Below are 17,470 nucleotides of genomic sequence, written 5' to 3' on the forward strand. Positions count from 1 at the left end.
CGGAGTGGTTTGGATTATCTATAGATTTCAGGCTTGTAACGGCTGCCGAGACGGTAGCGGTTACCGGCGTAGATCAGCTTGTTGACGGTCGCCACCGTCTCGCCTGTCCATGTCCGGCGGTCCAGAAGCACACAGGCGATGCCATCGTCGAGACGCAACAGACGCGCAATTTCTGCGTCGGGTGTGATCGCTGAAATGACCTGTTCAACCTCGGTCATCGGTGTGCTTTTCTGAAGATAATCGTAGGTCGTGATCGCCCGAAAATCCTGCAGCTCATAATGCTGCACGAGGTTTGTATTGACGAAGCGCTCCTCAAGCTGCACCGGCACATCGTTTTCGAGATGTACGATCAGCGAATGGGCGATGGGAATGCTCCTTTGCAGTTCAAACGCATTGAGCAGTTCGGGCGTTGGTTCGATGATGTCGAGGGTGACGACTTCGGCGCGATGTTGCCCGCCGCGCGCCTTGATTTCATTGGCGATGTTGACGACTTCGATCAGCGTCGTTTCCGGCTTTGGAGGGGCAACGAAAGTGCCGACGCCCTGGATGCGCTTCAATATGCCCTGATCGGTCAGTTCCCGCAAAGCGCGGTTCACGGTCATGCGGGAAATGCCAAGCGCATCCACCAGCTCATGTTCCGAAGGCAGGCGGTGATTGCCCGGCCAGCGGCCGGAGCGGATATTGTCCAGCACCTGCGCCTTGACCTTCTCATAGAGCGGCCCGGCGGTTTCGGGCAGTTCGATGCCGGCGATATGATGGGGTTCCGATTTGTCGCCAGCGCCCATGGGTCACATCCCTGTCCGTATGATTGTTTTCAAACCGTCAGCCTCACCGGCTATCAGCCGGGCATAGGCCTCCGGGACTTCATCGAGCGGGATTTCCCGGTCGACAAGCTGCAGCAGCGGCGCCTCAAGATCGGGCAGAAGCTTTGCGATTTCATGCAGTTCGTCCTGATAGGCATGGCAGCCGATCAGACTGATCTCCCGCTCGACCAGAATGTTCGGATCAAGCTCGATCCTGCCATGGGATATGCCGACCAGTGCCAGCGAGCCGCCGCCGGAAAGCACGTTGAGCGTTGCCTTGAGGACGCCGATATTGCCGGTGGCATCAATCGCATAGCGGATTGGCTGGCCATCAAGTGCGGCTTCAATTGCAGCCTTGTCGAGTGGCACCTTGATTGCACCGGTGACTGTTGAAACAAGATTGGCGCGCTGGTCGTTGCGGTCGCAGACCAGTACGGGACCGTCATGCAGGCGGGAGAGAAGAAGCGCTGCAAGCCCGCCGATTGGCCCGCAACCCACAACGAGAACCGCTTCGCCCGACGGCACGCGCTGCTTGCGGATGGCGTGCAGCGCCACCGAAAGCGGCTCGCCCATGGCGGCGACCGCCGGGTTGATGGCCGAATCGTAATGAACGAGGAGCCGCGCGGGAAGTGCTGTCTCCTCGGCAAAACCGCCATCACAGACTTCGCCGAAAAAGCCGAGCGTTTCACAGACATTGTGTCTGCCGCTTTTGCAGGACGGGCATTTGCCACACCAGTAGCGGGAGTCAGCGATCACCGTATCGCCGGGTTTGAAACCGGTCACGCCAGCGCCGATCTCGGTCACGACGCCAGCAAATTCGTGACCGGCGACCGAAGGTGACCGGCTGATCCATTGTCCGGTCATGAAATTATGCAGATCGGAGCCACAGATACCGGCAGCCGATACTTTCAGCCGGACCCAGCCCGGCTCAGGCCGCGACGACGGGTCGATTGTCTCGACCCGCAAGTCCTTCGCCGCATAAAGCCGAACAGCCTTCATCGTCAGCCTCCCCGGCTTTTCTCAGAGGTAATCCTTGCGGATTTCCGACACGGCGTTCTCGTGCGAGGAGAAGCCTTCATAACGCGCCAGCGTGCGGGCGTGCTTTGCAAATTCCGGATAGGCGGATGCCGTCACATAGCCGATGGACGAACGCTTGACGAAATCCGTCACCGAAAGCGGGCCATAGGTGCGCGCCCAACGGCTGGTCGGCAGCACGGCGTTCGGGCCAAGGCCGAAATTACCGATGACGACCGGCGTGTGCGGTCCCATCAGGATTTCGGCAGCTTCGGTGATGTGGCCGAGATGCGCGAACGGATCGGTCGAGAGAAGCTCCAGATGTTCCGGCGCATAATCGTTGATGAACTTGTAGCTGTCTTCCACGGAAGACGTCAGGACGATGCCGCCATATTTGCCGGTAAGCACGGTCTTGGAGAAGCCGACGCGCTGTTCGGTCATGCGTGCCCAGTGGTCCGGCAATGCGGCCAGCGCTTCTTCCGCGACGCGGCGGCTGTGCGTAACGAGCCATGCCGATGAATCCGGACCATGTTCCGCCTCGATCAGCAGGTCGAGCGCCGCAAGTCCGCCCTTCACCGTATCGTCGGCGAAAATGACTGCTTCCGAAGGACCGGCAGGCAGGCCGGGATCGATGACGCCGCCAAGCAGGCGCTTGGCTGCGACCACCCATGGGCTGCCGGGGCCGACGATTTTGAGCGCCGGTTTCACCGTTTCCGTGCCATAGGCGACGGCAGCGACAGCCTGTGCGCCACCGACCTTATAGACGGTTTCCACACCGGCAAGGCGCGCGGCTACAAGTGTTGCGGCATCGACGGAACCGTCCGGCGTGGGCGGAGTGACGATGGCAAGATCAGGCACGCCAGCAACCACAGCCGGAACGGCGGTCATCATGGTGACGGACGGAAATGCGCCCTTGCCACGCGGAATATAGAGCGCGACGGAACGGATCGGGGTGAAACGGTCGCCCGCAAAGGCGCCGGGACGCATTTCCTTCAGCCACATGGCCTCCGGCTTCTGCTCCTCATGGAAATGGCGAATATTATCGATGCCGAACTGGATGGCCTCGATCACGTCCTTTTCCACCTTGTCGAAAGCGGCATCGAACTCGGCTTCCGTGGCCTTGATATTGGCCGGATCGACTTCCGCCTTGTCGAGATCGCGTGCAAAGCGGACAAGCGCCGCATCGCCTTCGGTGCGAACGGCCTCGATGATCGGCTTCACCTTCTCGATAAAGCCCGACAGATCGGTTTCCGAGCGCTTGAGAAGTTCGGCGCGCGCTGCGTCGTCCAGTTTAGCCAGTTCGTGAAAAGAAACATCGGACATGATCGGCTCCTTGCTGGTTGCGGTGGTGGCGCAACCGGTCATTTCGATTTGAGGAAGATGTCGAGCCCGACCAGCCGGTCGAGCAGGAAGATGGCGGCAGCGGCACAGGCAATGAAGACAACCGAGATGGCCGCGAGGTCAGGCGTGATGATGGACCGGATCGAATTGTAGATCTGTACCGGCAGCGTCACGATACGCGCATCGACCAGAAGCAGGCTGACCAGAAATTCGTTCAGCGCCAGAATGAACATCAGAAGCGAGCCGCTGATGACGCCCGGCACGACGACCGGCAGCGTGACGAAGAAGAAGGTCGAGATCGGTCCTGCCCCGCAATTGGCGGCGGCAAGTTCCAGATCGGCATCGAGATTGGCGGCACTTGCCGTCACGGCCCAGATCATGAAAGGCAGATTGATGACACAGGCCGCAATCCCTACCGGCCAGAGCTGGCCCAGAATGCCAGCCTGACCGAAGATCAGCATGAGGCCAATGCCGGAACCGATCAGCGGAATGGTGAAGGGCAGCAGCAGATAAATCTGGATCGTCTTTTCAAACCGCACCGCATATTTCGCCAGCGCTATGCCAGCAAGCGTTCCGACCGGAATGGCGACGATAGTGCAGATAAAGGAGACATAGAGCGAGCGCAGGAATGCATCCCAGAGATCGCTCGTTCCGGCGATCTTCTGATACCATTTGAGCGAAAACCCTTCCGGCGGAAAGGTAATCATGTTGCCGGATGTGAACGACGCCCCAAGCACAACGATGGTCGGTGCGGAAAGCAGCACGAGAACGGCAATCACAAACGTCCATATGACGATGGATTTCGACAGTGGCGAGGTCATTTGCGCGTCCTCCCCATGGCAAGCGTGCCTGCCCCGAACAGCGTGAACACAATCCCGACGAGGATGGAACCTACGCCGACCAGAAGCAGTGCGAGCGTCGCACCGAGCCCCTGATCGGATGTGCGGAAGAACTGGTCGTAGATCGCATTGGCGATGAAATCCTGCGATCCGCCGCCTAAGATTGCCGGTACGGCAAAATCGGTGAGTGACAGCGTCATAACCACCAGTCCCGCGCCGATCAGGCCCGGACGGGCCATGGGCAGGACGACATGGGCGAAGGTCCGCAGCCAGTTTGCACCAAGCGAGCTTGCCGCCGCTTCCATTTCTTCCGGAATAGCGGTCAGCGCCGGTGCGAGCATCAGCACTGCGAATGGCAACATATATTGAATGAGACCGAACAGAACTGCCGGATAATTATAGAGGAGCCGCATCGGTGCGATACCGACAAGGCCAAGCGCCTCGTTCACCATGCCTTGATTGCCGAGAATGATGAGCCAGCCATAGGCGCGTACCACCTGACCGATGAAGAACGGCAGAAACAGCGCGATCAGCAGGAATTTGCGCAAAGCGGCCGATGGCGTGCGCACCATGAGATAGGCATAGGGAAAGGCCAGAACGAGCGTGAACGCGGTCACGACAAGCGAGCCGGACAGGCTGCGCCATGCCACGGTTGCGAACAGACTTTCCGTCAGCGCGCGCTTGTAGTTGGCGAGCGTGTAATAGTCCGACATCAGGAATGTGGAGGTGTCGAGCGTGCGAAGACTGGTATCGCCAATCTGGATCAGGCCCAGCACCAGCAGCCCGACCAGAGCAATCGCCGGAAACAGCATCAGATAAGGCACGGCGCGATTGAACCGCGCTGGCCACAAAAAGGCTGCGATTGCTTCCAGCGCGTCCATGATGCGCCAGACAACCGGATAGGCAGTGCGTGCCGCTCGCATGTTTCAATTCCTGAGTATTGGTATTTCGGGCATGGGGATCGCCCTTTCGGGCGACCCGTCTTGTTTTTATGGAGCTTGATCAGCCCTGCATGATGGCCTTGAACTTCGAGAACCATTCGCTCTCGTTTTCCACCTGCACCTTTGCTGAAATGCGGATGAGGTGTTTGAAATCCTCATCCTTGGTCGGATAGGCCGGATCATCCACAAGGTCTGCGGGTGGCGTCAGGCCCGGCACGACGCCCGGCAGGCCAAGGCCGTCGAGCCAGACCTGCTGCGCATCCTTGGTAAGCGCAAAGTTGATATATTCCTTGGCCCAGTAAAGCTCGTTCTCCGGCAGGCCCTTTGGAATCCATAGACCATCGGTGTCGAACTTCGCGCCCTCTTCCGGAACGGTCCAGTCGATCTTGACGCCGTTCTTCTGGGCTTCGCGCGCATTGGTGGAAATGGTGCAGGCCAGATCGATTTCGCCCTTCTGGAACCAGGTGGTGAAATCCGGGTCTTCTCCGAGAAGCGGCTGCTGCTGCTTCACCTTGGTGATGAAATCCCATGCGGGCTGCATATTGCCCGGAATGTCTTCCAGCTTGCCGCCACCGGCAACCTGCGCCGGGAAGTGGAAGCCGATACCGTCGTTGTAAAGCGCGATGCGGCCCTTGAACTTCGGATCGAGCAGAGCATGCCACGACTTCGGCGGGCCATCCGGGAATGCTTCCGGGCGATAAGCCAGCACATAGACATAGCCATAGGTATTGACGATCGGATAACCGTCGAGGCCGACCGGCTTGGCAAGATCGGTGGTGTTCTTGAGGTTCGACAGGTCCGACAGGTCTTCCGTCACGCCACGCAATGCCGATTTGGTTGCATTGGTGGTCGTATCCCAGTTGACGTGGATCGGTGGAACACGCTTTTGCGCGACCGCAGCCCAGAGCTTCGGCTGGATTTCGTTGTCTTCCGTCAGGTCGTGGCGGATGGAAATGCCGGTCTTGGAGGTAAACGGATCGGATACACCAGCTTTCAGCGCGTCCACCCAGCTACCACCCCAGGCGCGCACGATCAGTTCCTTCGGCTTGGCCGGTTCTTCAGCAAATGCGCGCGACAGGCCGAGCGATGTCGTGCTGGCTGCAGCGGCAAAAGCGCCTGCGCTCTGCAGGAAGCGGCGGCGGTCGAGTATCAGAAAAGGCTTCTTCAGATTGCTCATTTTGTTCTCCTCTGGAGTTTCCCCGTAACGTGTTAGTTCATGTGGCAAAGACGATGAGATCGCGGGCGTTCCAGCCAAGATGCACGGTTTCGCCTTCTGCAAACTGGCTGTGGCCGATAGGGTCGTGATCGAAGACGCGCATCAACACGTCTCCCAAGGCAGGAACCCGCAGTTCATAGACGATGCGTTCGCCCTCGAAGATCGCATCGGTAACGATGCCTTCAAGCACGGTATCGAGTTCTGCATGCGCTGCGGCGCTGCCGCCGATGCGGATCTGTTCGGCGCGGATTGCGCACGAGACATTTGCGCCGGCGGCAACCGGTCCGTGCCCCTCGCCTGCCATGCCTACGAGAGCCGTTCCCGCGTCGACCCGCACGAGATTGCCGTCGAACGAAGATACCTTGCCGGAAATGAAATTGGTGACGCCGATGAAGTTCGCCACAAAGGCGTTGGACGGGTTGCGATAGGTTTCGGATGGCTGCGCCATCTGCTGGATTTCACCGCCATCCATGACGATGATTTCGTCAGATACGACGAGCGCTTCACGCTGGTCGTGGGTGACATTGATGGTCGTGACGCCAAGCTCCCGCTGGATACGGCGGAATTCGAGCTGCATTTCCTCGCGCAGCTTGCGGTCAAGCGCTGCCAGAGGTTCGTCGAGCAGAAGCAGGTCCGGTTCGAAAACGAGGGCGCGCGCGATGGCCACGCGCTGCTGCTGGCCACCGGACAGCTCGTGCACACGCCGCCCGCCAAGGCCGTTGAGGCGAACGAGGTCGAGATAGCGTTCCACCCGCTCGGGGATGGAACGCGCATCGAAGCGGCGCATTTTCAGCGGAAACGCGACGTTTTCGGCCGCCGTCATATGCGGGAAAAGCGCGAGTTTCTGGAAAACCATGCCGATGGAGCGCTTGTGCGGCGGCACGGCGCTGACAGCTTCATCGTTGATGAAGATTTCGCCGATGCTGGGTTTCTGGAAACCGGCAATGAGACGGAGTAGCGTCGTCTTGCCGGAACCCGATGGCCCGAGAATGGTCAGAAAACGGCCTTTGGCGAGATCGAAAGATGCCGCACGCACGGCATGGAAGCCGTTATAGATCATGCTGACATTGTTGACCGATACGGCAGCCGGTCCGTTGGAGACTTTACGGCCAGTTCCGGTTTCGGTTGTATTCATCGCTGTTTCCCATTTCAGTCAAAGCACCGGAAGGAGCTTTATGAAGTTATTTCAATGTCATTTCGCAATCTGCTGATGTTTCCCTTGAGAATATCAGATTGATGCGAGATAGCCGCCGTCGATCGGGATCACCTGCCCCGTGACATAGGACGATGCGGCGCTTGCCAGAAACACCACGGCGCCCGCAACATCTTCCATTGCGCCGAAACGCCCCTGCGGAATTTTGGCCAACATCGCCTTCTGCCAGTCGTCGTTTTCGTAAAACACGTCGGTCATGGCAGTGCGGAAATAGCCCGGCGCAATGCCGTTGACGCGAATGCCGGAAGGCGCCCATTCGGTCGCCAGAGCGTGTGTCATGCCCATGAGGCCGGATTTGGAAGAACCATAGGGAGCGGCGGTCGGCACGCCGATATAGGAGGTCAGCGAGCACAGATTGATGATCGCCCCACCCTTTCCGCTGTCGGTCATGTGGCGGGCAGCGGCCTGCGCGCAGAAGAACGCGCCTTTGAGATTGGTCGCCACGATACGATCCCAGAGCGCTTCGTCCACATCGAGCGAGGGACGGATTTCTTCATAACCTGCATTGTTGACGAGAATATCGAGGCCGCCGAAAGCTTCTGCTGCGTGTGCAACGGCGGCGCCGCAGGCAGCGACATCGCGTACATCGAGCGAAAGGGATGTTGAGGCGCGGCCATGAGCGGCGATACGGGATTCCGTGTCGGAGAGGTCGTCGGACTTGCGCGCTGTAATGGCGACATCGGCACCAGCCGAGGCGAGTGCTTCGGCAATGGCCTGTCCCAGTCCCCGGCTCGCACCGGTAACCAGCGCTTTACGCCCGCTAAGGTCGAAAAGCGATAAAACCTGCATCATGTTCCCCTGCGGACCTTTGGCAAAACAATATTGTTGCCCGAACTTCTACTTGTTCTGGCCCTAATGTTTAGCAATTTTTTGTGGTCTCCCCAGCATAGGACCATCTTTTTCATAACTTGTCTATACATATATATACAAAATTGGATTTTAGTCTTAGAACTTCTCTCCAAACGGCGCACGTCATGCGAAACGCTGCACTGGAGGAGAACGTGGATGGCACAGGAAAAAGCCCGGCTTGGCGATCTGATTCGGCCTGAAATTCGCTGCCTTAACCCCTATAATGCTGGTCTCACCATTGCCGAGGTGGAAGCGCGTTATCACCCTCCGTCGATTGCAAAACTGGGCTCCAACGAAAACCCGCTCGGACCTTCGCCGAAGGTAAAGGCCCTCTTTTCCGGTGCCCATGATCTGCTGCGGCTCTACCCTGATCCATCTGGACGCGAACTGACGCGGGAAATCGCGACTGAGTTCGATTGGCCGCAAGATTGCATCATTCTAGGCAACGGATCGGAAGACCTGATCGGCGTTATCTGCCGGACGGTTTTGCGGCCCGGCGAGCGGGTGGTCACACTTTACCCGTCCTTTCCGCTGCACGAGGACTATGCAACGACAATGGGTGCGACCGTCGAACGGGTTGAAGTGACGCCGTCGCTTGAGGTCGATATCGATGCGCTGGTGGCTGCGACTGCAACGGCTCCACGTCTCGTGATATTCGCAAATCCGCTCAATCCGGTCGGAACATGGCTGACACCGGAAGCTTTGCAGCGCGTTATCGAGGCTGTTCCGCCAGAAACGTTGCTGGTTGTTGACGAAGCCTATGCGGAATATGCGACTGGTGAGGATTATCCGTCTGCCGCCACACTTCTCCGCAACAGCGGTCTCAACTGGGTGGCGCTGCGCACTTTTTCAAAGGCTTATGGGTTGGCCGGAGCCCGTCTCGGGTTCGGGCTTGTCAGCGACCCGGAATTGCGCGGGTTTCTGGATCGTGCCCGCACGCCTTTCAACGCCAATGGCATTGCGCAGGCAGCGGGACTGGTTGCACGCCGCGACAAAGACCATCTGGCAAAGGGGATTGCGCTAGCGCTTCGTGAACGGGAGCGTCTGGCCGGCTTCCTGAGCGAGCGGCAAATCCGTGTCGCCCGCTCCAAAGGGAATTTTCTGTTCATCGATGTGAAGTCGGATTCCGTTGCGTTGGCCGAAAAGCTCCTGCGGGCCGGCGTTATCGTGAAGCCCTGGAAGCAGGAAGGCTATACGACTTTTATCCGCGTCAGCGTGGGTGCCCCGGAAGAGAACGATCTTTTCATGCGCTCTTTCGAAAAGGCCATGGGGCTGGCGTAAATTTGAAAGCAGGTTTCGGGAGGCTCGCTCCTGATCTCGTGCTAGAAAGGTCGCATGAGAGATCTTTTCGACCAGATTGAACCGCGTGAAATCCTGGCACCTGGAGCCTTGCTTTTGCGCGGCTTTGCACTTCCGAGCGAGGCCGCTGTTTTGAAAGCGGTGGCGGATGTTTCCGCCGCCGCGCCTTTCCGTCACATGACGACCCCTGGGGGGTATCGCATGTCGGTCGCGATGACGAATTGCGGAGAATTCGGCTGGGTCACGGACCGGACCGGCTATCGTTACAGTACCGACGACCCGGAAACCGGCCTGCCCTGGCCTGCGATGCCGGATGCGTTTCGCGCACTTGCCCAAAGTGCTGCCAGCGAGGCCGGTTATCCCGATTTTGTGCCGGATGCCTGTCTCATCAATCGTTATGAACTGGGCGCGAAACTTTCATTACATCAGGACAAGGATGAACAGGATTTCAGTAATCCGATCGTTTCCGTGTCGCTTGGTCTGCCCGCGACTTTCCAGTTCGGCGGGTTGAAGCGAACCGACCCAATTGCGAAATATATCCTGCATCACGGTGACGTGGTTGTGTGGGGTGGACCGTCACGTCTCTTCTATCATGGCATACTCGCCCTGAAGCGTGGCGAGGATGAAAAACTGGGTCCGTTTCGCCTTAATTTGACATTCAGAAAATCGCGCTGACAGTTGCCAAACGCGATTTTCGGAGCGGAAAAGCGACAGAAATCGCCTTTTAATTGTGGCGAACGACCGTTCTTTTTGCGGCAATTTTGTGGCGGATAGCGTTTTTAGTTAAACGCCCCGCCATCGCTTTTGCTCTCCGGACGCTCCTTCGCAACCTTGTCGCGGTAGCCGCTCGCCCTGTAGGCAGCAATCGGTTCGATGGCTCCGCCAGTGCGGCGGCGCGCTTCCGCAAGGATCGGTTCGACATCGGTTCGATAGGCGCGTTTGAGCGTATCGGATGCCATCAGCGCATCGTTTTCCTGCTGGTAGGTTTCCAGCGCTTCGCGATCCACCAGAAGCGCCTGCGCATAGGCGCGGCGGATTTCATTGGCGGAAGAGATCAGGCTTTCCAGCGGATCGGTCACATTATGCGACTGATCGATCATATGGGCCGGGTGGAAGTCCGCCACGCCGCGATATTCCGCATCGACCAACTCATTGAAAACAAGGAACAATCGATACGGATCAATGGAGCCGGCGTCGAGATCGTCATCGCCATATTTGCTGTCGTTGAAATGGAATCCGCCGAGTTTCCCGAACTGGATCAGCCGCGCGACGATCATTTCAATATTAGTGTTGGGCGCATGATGGCCGAGATCGACCAGACATTGCGCCTTCGGACCAAGTGTCGAGGCGATGAGATAATTGGTGCCCCAGTCCTGAACCACCGTCGAGTAGAAGGCCGGTTCATACATCTTGTGTTCGGAGAACAGGCGCCAGTCGTCGGGCAATGCGTGATAGATTTCGCCCATGGAAGCCAGATAGCGCTCAAAGGCGCGGGTGAAATTCTGCTGGCCCGGAAAGTTGGAGCCATCGCTCAGCCATACGGTCAAGGCCTTGGAACCTATGGCTTTTCCGATTTCGATGCATTCGATATTGTGCTCGACGGCCTGCGCCCGCACTGCCGGATCGACATGGGTAAGCGATCCGAATTTGTAGGAAAGCTTCTGGTCTGCGCCGTTGGCAAATGTATTGGAGTTCATGGCGTCGAAGCCGAGACCAAGCGCTTGCGCATGGGCTTTAAGCTTCTTCGGATCGGCCTTGTCCCATGGAATATGCAGGGAAACATTCGGTGTGGCACGGCAAAGCTCGTTGATGACGGCGCAATCGTCGAGCTTGTCGAAAATGCCGCGCGGTTCACCCCTTCCCGGAAAGCGCCCGAAACGGGTGCCGCCCGTGCCGGTACCCCATGATGGAACGGCGACGAAATAGGATGCCACCTTGTCTGTAATCGTGTCGATCTCGATGCCATGGCGCAAAAGCTGTTCGCCGAGCGCCTGATAATCGCTCTTCAATGCATTATCGAAACCGGAATTATGCTCGGCGATGAAATCTGCCGCAATGCGTTGCTCGGACATGGTTCCTCCCAGAATGTCCAGATTATACGATCAGCGCGGAAAGCTCTGCTGGTTTCCGGCGTCGACATTGATGATGTTGCCGGTCGACTTTGCCGAAGCATCGCTTGCAAGGAAGTAGATGGCCTCTGCTATGTCTTCGGGGAAGACATTCAGCTTCAGCATGGAGCGCTTGCGATAATGTTCCTCAAGTTCGGAAACATCAATCTTCGAGGATGCAGCACGCTGTTCACGCCATTCGCCGTCCCAGATCTTGGAACCGCGCAAAACCGCATCAGGGTTGACCACATTGACGCGAATACCTGCATCGGCACCTTCCAGCGCCAGACAACGCGCCAGATGGATTTCCGCAGCCTTTGCAGCGCAATAGGCCGAAGCATTGGGCGAAGCTGCAAGCCCGTTCTTCGAGGCGACAAATACCACATTGCCGCCGATTTTCTGGCGGCGGAACAGACGGAATGCCTCACGTGATACGAGGAAATAGCCGGTCGCCAGAATGTCGATATTACGATTCCACATGGAGAGTTCGGTGGTTTCCACCGGCGCGGATGATGCAATTCCGGCGTTGGAAACCAGAATATCGATGCCGCCCAGCTCGACACTGGCTTCAACAAAGGCATTGGCCACGCCTTTTTCATCGGTCACGTTCAGTTCCACGCTGCGCACCTGATCGGTGCCGAAACGCCTAACGAGATTCTCGTGAGCGGTTTTGAGCGATCCTTCATCAATATCCGCCAGAACCACGCAAGCGCCCTCGCCTGCCAGCCGTTCCGCTGTGGCAAAGCCGATGCCGCCAGCACCGCCGGTAATGAATGCAATGCGCCCCGCGAGACTCTTCGGCTTTGGCATGCGCTGCAGCTTGGCTTCTTCAAGCAGCCAATATTCGATATCGAAGGCTTCCTGTTCAGGCAGGCCCTGATATTCCGATACGCCGGATGCACCGCGCATCACATTGATAGCGTTCACATAAAACTCACCAGCGATGCGCGCAGTCGCCTTGTCGCGCGCGAAGGACAGCATGCCGACACCGGGGATCAGGAAAATCACCGGATTGGGATCGCGCATCTTCGGCGAATTGTCATGCTTGCACGCCTCGTAATAGCGCTTGTAATCGGCGCGATAGGCTTCCAGTGCACCCTCAAGTCCGGCAACCACGGCGTTGATATCGGGCTTGGCCGGATCGAAATTAACGACCAGCGGACGGATTTTGGTGCGCAGGAAATGGTCCGGGCAGGAGGTGCCGAGTGCCGCGAGCGGATGCAGCTCTTTCGAGTTCACGAATTCCAGCACGGCATCCTGATCATCGAAATGACCGAGCTTGCGCTCATCCTTGCCGATCAGTCCGCGAATTTCCGGCATCAGCCGCGCTGCAATGGCGCGGCGCTCGGAAACTGGGAGGCTCTGCGCGACAGCACCGCCGAAAGCAGGCTTGCCTGCCGTCTTCTGGTCCAGCCATTCAATGGCCTTGTTGATGATGGCGAGCGTGGTTTCGTAACAAGTTTTCGCATCATTGGCCCAGGTGAAAAGCCCATGACTTTCAAGGACAACACCCTTAGCGTTAGGGTTTGACTTCACGAAGGCTTCAAGGTCGAGACCAAGCTGGAAACCGGGACGACGCCACGGCAGCCAGCCGATCTCATCGCCGAAAACCTCGGCCGTCAGTTCACGGGAGTTTTTGGAGGCGGCGATTGCGATGATCGCATCGGGATGCATGTGGTCCACATGCTTGAAAGCGACAAATCCATGCAGCGGCGTATCAATGGAAGCGGCGCGCGGGTTGAGATTGAAGGTGCAGTGCGGCAGGAAACCGACCATGCGGTCCTCGTCCTCGACACCCTTATAGATGCCTTTCAGCGTGTCGAGCTTGTCCTGATAAAGCGTGGCGAAGCCGTCGAGCTTGATCGTGCCGACATCGCCGCCCGATCCCTTGACCCAGAGAACCTGAACCTTTTCGCCGGTCAGCGGGTCGGCTTCCTCGACCTTTGCAGACGTGTTGCCACCGCCGTAATTGGTGATGCGCTTGTCGGAACCGAGCAGATTGGAGCGGTAAAGCAGCTTGCCGGGTTCATCCATCGTTGCCGCCTTAGCGTCATCCCATCGGTTTTCGAGAAGCCTGCTTTGGGCCACCATGTCATCCTCCCAAGTCTGTTATGGTCAACCGCAATCCGCATATCCGTCCCATGCAAAAGCGATCATGTTGCGGCAGATATGACGTATCAAACGAATTGCTGTCAATCACAAACGATCATAATCAATCATTAATATGATTATTGTGCACCTTTGTGATTGTTTGTGATTGACAGGCGCGACATTTATGCCCGATACAAAGACAAGGAGGAGCCATGCACGAAAGAGAGCGCCACCGTATCATCCTGAGTGCTGTTCAGGAAAAGCCGGTGATTACCATTCAGGATCTGGTGGAACTGACGGAGGCGTCGGAAGCGACACTTCGCCGGGATATTGCGTCGCTCCATATGCAGGGCAGGATCAAGCGCGTGCGCGGTGGTGCAGAGGCTATTCATCCGCCGCAGTTCGGCAATCTTGCGGGCCGTCCTTTCAAGGTTTCGGAATCGGAAAATGCAGATCGCAAGCGCGCAATAGCTCGTGAAGCGGTTGCGCTGTGCGAGGAAGGCGACAGCATCATCATCAATGGCGGGTCCACGGCTTTCCAGATGGTGCATTATCTTGCTCCGCGCCGCCTTCAGGTGCTGACTAATTCGTTTGCCATTGCTGAACATCTTCTGCGCCAGTCGAAAAGCACGGTGATTGTGCCAGGCGGCGCGATCTATCGCGACCAGAGCCTTATCCTGTCGCCTTTCGACAATGACGTTATTCGCAATTTCTACGGACGGCGCATGTTCATGGGCTGTCAGGGGATCAGCCCGCTTGGCGTCATGGAATCCGATGCGCTGATTATCCAGAGCGAACAGAAACTGATGGGCCAGGCGGACGAGCTTGTCCTGATGGTCGATTCAACCAAATTCACACGCCGTTCCAGTCTCATCCTTTGCCCTCTCGACCGGGTCAGCACGCTGATCACCGATGACGGCATTTCGGACGAAGCGCGGCGCATGGTGGAAAATGCGGGTATCCGGCTCATCGTGGCGCAGGTCTCCGCAAATGCTGGCAAGGGCGACCCACGGGAGGAATCCGCCGAGGTGGCCTGAGCCGGAACAAGCGAAACATATGTCTTTATACTGGGAGGAACGAGACATGAAACTTTTCAAGAAACTCGCATTAGGCACTGCGCTGGCTGTCGCCTTCATGGCTGCCCAAGCGCAGGCCGCCGATATGAAGATCGGGCTTGTCGCAAAATCGCTCGGTAACGGCTTCTTCGAAGCCGCCAACAAGGGCGCGCAGGAAGCTGCCAAGGAACTTGGCGGCGTAGAAGTCATCTATACCGGCCCGACCACCACGACGGCGGAAGGTCAGATCGAGGTCATCAATTCCCTGATCGCGCAGGGTGTGGACGCCATCGCCATTTCGGCCAACGACCCGGATGCTGTCGTCCCTGCCCTGAAGAAGGCCGCACAGCGCGGTATCAAGGTGATCTCGTGGGATTCGGGCGTCGCACCTGAAGGTCGTATCGTCCACCTCAACCCGTCTTCCAACGAACTGATCGGCAAGATGTGCCTCAAGCTCGCAGCCGATCACCTGCCGGATGGCAAGGGCGATTTCGCGATCCTGTCTGCTACCACCACTTCGACCAACCAGAATATCTGGATCGGCGAGATGAAAAAGCAGCTCAAGGATTTTCCGGGCCTCAATCTGGTGACGACCGTTTATGGTGACGACCTGGCCGACAAGAGCTACCGCGAAGCGCAAGGCCTGCTGACTTCAAATCCGAATGTGAAGGTCATCGTGGCACCGACGACCGTTGGCGTTCTCGCTGCCTCGCAGGCCGTGAAGGATGCAGGCAAGATTGGTGATGTCTATGTGACCGGCCTTGGTCTTCCGTCCGAAATGGCCGGCGCCATCAAGTCGGGCGCAACCAAGGAATTCGCTATCTGGAACCCGATCGACCTTGGCTATTCGGCAACCCAGATTGCCTATCATCTCGTAAAGGGTGATGCCGATGGCAAGCCGGGCTCGGAAATCGAAGCCGGGCGCATGGGCAAGATCAAGATTGGTGACAATGGCGAAGCCGCAATGAGCGATCCATTCGTCTATGACGCGTCGAATATCGACGAATTCTCCAAGGTCTTCTGATCGGTAAGCGCGTCCCGAAAAGTGGAAACCGGTTTTCGGAAAAGATGCGCGTCCAAAAAAGCGGCATTGGATATGCAACCCCCAATGCCGCCTATCGTTTTCCAAAACCGACTTCAGGTATCTGCGATGAATGCAGCCTTTCAATCCAGCGGCCCATCCGGCGGAGAGCCGACGCTTGCCGCCACGGATCAGCCCATTCTGGAAATGCGCGGCATAGCCAAGACGTTTCCGGGGGTGCGTGCGCTCGATGACGTGAACATCGCGCTTTATCCCGGCAAGGTGACGGCCCTGATCGGAGAGAATGGCGCTGGCAAGTCCACGCTTGTGAAAATCCTGACTGGCATCTACCAGCCCGATGAAGGCGAAATCCTTATCGACGGCAAGCCGGTGCATTTTGCAACCGCACAGGATGCGACCGATCACGGCGTAACGGCCATTCATCAGGAAACCGTGCTTTTCGACGAATTGTCGGTGGGCGAAAACATTTATCTCGGCCATGCGCCTCGCACGAGGTTCGGCTTCGTCAACTGGAAGGCTGTCTATGCCCGTTCGCAGGCCTTGCTGTCCTCGCTGGAAACAACGGTCGATGCGCGCATCAAGTTGAAGGAACTGTCCATCGCCCAGCGCCATCTGGTCGCCATTGCCCGCGCGCTGTCGGTGGATTCGCGCATCGTCATCATGGACGAGCCGACTGCAGCCCTGTCGCGCAAGGAAGTGGACGACCTGTTTCGCATCGTGGCGCGCTTGAAAGCACAGGGCAAAGCCATCCTGTTCATCAGCCACAAATTCGATGAAGTCTACGAAATCGCCGATAATTATGCGGTTTTCCGCGACGGGCACGCCGTCGGACATGGCACGCTTGCCGATACGCGGCAGAACGATATTGTGCGCATGATGGTCGGGCGGTCTGTCGAACAGGCTTTCCCCAAGCAGGATGTCGCCATCGGCAAGCCGGTGCTCAAGGTCGAAGATTATTCGCATCCAACCGAATTTCGCGACATTTCCTTTGAGCTGCGCAAGGGTGAGATCCTTGGCGTCTACGGTCTTGTCGGCGCTGGACGTTCGGAATTCGCACAATCGCTGTTCGGCATTACCAGGCCTTCCCATGGCCGCGTGACGCTCGAAGATCGCGAGATCAGCATTCACCGCCCCGGCGATGCGGTGGCGCATGGCATCGTCTATGTGCCGGAAGAGCGTGGGCGCCACGGCGCCGTGCTGCAACTGCCGATCTTCCAGAATGTATCGCTGCCGTCGCTCGCCCGCACTTCGCGCAATGGCTTTCTGCGCATGGCGGAAGAACTGGCATTGGCGCGCAAATATGCCGAGCGTTTTGACCTGCGCGCAGCAGCGCTTTCGGTCCCTGTAGGCACCCTTTCCGGCGGCAACCAGCAGAAGGTCGTCATCGGCAAGTGGCTTGCCACCAAGCCGAAGGTCATCATTCTCGACGAACCGACCAAGGGCATCGATATCGGTTCCAAGGCTGCGGTTCACGCCTTTATCAGCGAACTCGCCGCCGAGGGGCTCAGCATCATCCTGATCTCGTCGGAACTGCCGGAAATCATCGGCATGTCTGACCGCGTGATGGTCATGCGCGAAGGGCTGATGGAAGGCGTCTTCGAGCGCGCCAACCTCGATGCGGAAGTGTTGGTGCGCGCCGCCACTGGAAACACGGAGTAG

The 17,470-nt window shown here is 57.9% G+C and carries 15 protein-coding genes; 5 read left to right on the forward strand and 10 right to left on the reverse strand.

Annotation, left to right across the window (positions count from 1 at the left end; genetic code table 11):
* Positions 1-14 precede the first annotated feature (14 nt).
* The 8 genes from hutC to HWX93_RS00740 form a co-directional block, all read right to left on the reverse strand.
* Positions 15-785 (reverse strand): histidine utilization repressor, encoded by a 771-nt coding sequence (hutC, locus tag HWX93_RS00705; RefSeq protein WP_176036123.1) that lies wholly within the window; start codon positions 783-785, stop codon positions 15-17.
* A 3-nt stretch (positions 786-788) separates the two neighbouring features.
* On the reverse strand, positions 789-1,802 hold the full coding sequence (locus HWX93_RS00710; RefSeq protein WP_176036124.1) for a zinc-dependent alcohol dehydrogenase: 1,014 nt from the start codon (positions 1,800-1,802) through the stop codon (positions 789-791).
* Positions 1,803-1,823: 21 nt separating this feature from the next.
* Positions 1,824-3,140, reverse strand: a complete 1,317-nt coding sequence (gene hisD / locus HWX93_RS00715) for a histidinol dehydrogenase (protein ID WP_176036125.1) — start codon at positions 3,138-3,140, stop codon at positions 1,824-1,826.
* 38 nt (positions 3,141-3,178) lie between these two features.
* Positions 3,179-3,979, reverse strand: coding sequence for an ABC transporter permease (locus HWX93_RS00720; protein ID WP_006468850.1), 801 nt, complete (start codon positions 3,977-3,979; stop codon positions 3,179-3,181).
* On the reverse strand, positions 3,976-4,920 hold the full coding sequence (locus HWX93_RS00725; RefSeq protein WP_176036126.1) for an ABC transporter permease: 945 nt from the start codon (positions 4,918-4,920) through the stop codon (positions 3,976-3,978). Before HWX93_RS00725 ends, HWX93_RS00720 begins: the two co-directional genes overlap by 4 nt.
* Positions 4,921-4,999: 79 nt before the next feature.
* Positions 5,000-6,115, reverse strand: a complete 1,116-nt coding sequence (locus HWX93_RS00730; RefSeq protein ID WP_176036127.1) for an ABC transporter substrate-binding protein — start codon at positions 6,113-6,115, stop codon at positions 5,000-5,002.
* Between the two features lie 37 nt (positions 6,116-6,152).
* On the reverse strand, positions 6,153-7,289 hold the full coding sequence (locus HWX93_RS00735; RefSeq protein ID WP_109988730.1) for an ABC transporter ATP-binding protein: 1,137 nt from the start codon (positions 7,287-7,289) through the stop codon (positions 6,153-6,155).
* A 93-nt stretch (positions 7,290-7,382) separates the two neighbouring features.
* Positions 7,383-8,156, reverse strand: a complete 774-nt coding sequence (locus HWX93_RS00740) for an SDR family NAD(P)-dependent oxidoreductase (protein WP_176036351.1) — start codon at positions 8,154-8,156, stop codon at positions 7,383-7,385.
* Positions 8,157-8,372: 216 nt separating this feature from the next.
* On the opposite strand from HWX93_RS00740, the gene HWX93_RS00745 reads away from it, so the two are divergent.
* Positions 8,373-9,497, forward strand: coding sequence for a histidinol-phosphate transaminase (locus HWX93_RS00745; RefSeq protein ID WP_176036128.1), 1,125 nt, complete (start codon positions 8,373-8,375; stop codon positions 9,495-9,497).
* A 54-nt stretch (positions 9,498-9,551) separates the two neighbouring features.
* Entirely contained in the window at positions 9,552-10,190 is a 639-nt protein-coding gene (alkB, locus tag HWX93_RS00750) for a DNA oxidative demethylase AlkB (protein ID WP_176036129.1), read from the forward strand.
* Positions 10,191-10,294: 104 nt separating this feature from the next.
* Here alkB and rhaI read toward each other — a convergent pair whose 3' ends face one another.
* Positions 10,295-11,587, reverse strand: coding sequence for an L-rhamnose catabolism isomerase (gene rhaI, locus HWX93_RS00755; RefSeq protein ID WP_176036130.1), 1,293 nt, complete (start codon positions 11,585-11,587; stop codon positions 10,295-10,297).
* A 30-nt stretch (positions 11,588-11,617) separates the two neighbouring features.
* Positions 11,618-13,714 (reverse strand): bifunctional rhamnulose-1-phosphate aldolase/short-chain dehydrogenase, encoded by a 2,097-nt coding sequence (locus HWX93_RS00760; protein WP_176036131.1) that lies wholly within the window; start codon positions 13,712-13,714, stop codon positions 11,618-11,620.
* Positions 13,715-13,926: 212 nt separating this feature from the next.
* Between HWX93_RS00760 and HWX93_RS00765 the strand changes: the two genes are divergently transcribed.
* The 3 genes from HWX93_RS00765 to HWX93_RS00775 all read left to right on the forward strand — a co-directional run bounded on the left by HWX93_RS00765 (position 13,927) and on the right by HWX93_RS00775 (position 17,470).
* Positions 13,927-14,751 (forward strand): DeoR/GlpR family DNA-binding transcription regulator, encoded by an 825-nt coding sequence (locus tag HWX93_RS00765; protein WP_176036132.1) that lies wholly within the window; start codon positions 13,927-13,929, stop codon positions 14,749-14,751.
* A gap of 46 nt (positions 14,752-14,797) precedes the next feature.
* A complete protein-coding gene (gene rhaS, locus HWX93_RS00770) occupies positions 14,798-15,793 on the forward strand; it encodes a rhamnose ABC transporter substrate-binding protein (RefSeq protein WP_109988737.1) in 996 nt (331 codons plus the stop codon).
* A gap of 126 nt (positions 15,794-15,919) precedes the next feature.
* The gene (locus HWX93_RS00775) at positions 15,920-17,470 is read left to right on the forward strand and encodes a sugar ABC transporter ATP-binding protein (RefSeq protein ID WP_176036133.1); all 1,551 of its coding nucleotides are present in this window, start codon (positions 15,920-15,922) and stop codon (positions 17,468-17,470) included.

This window comes from Brucella tritici, assembly GCF_902825325.1.
Taxonomy (GTDB): domain Bacteria; phylum Pseudomonadota; class Alphaproteobacteria; order Rhizobiales; family Rhizobiaceae; genus Brucella.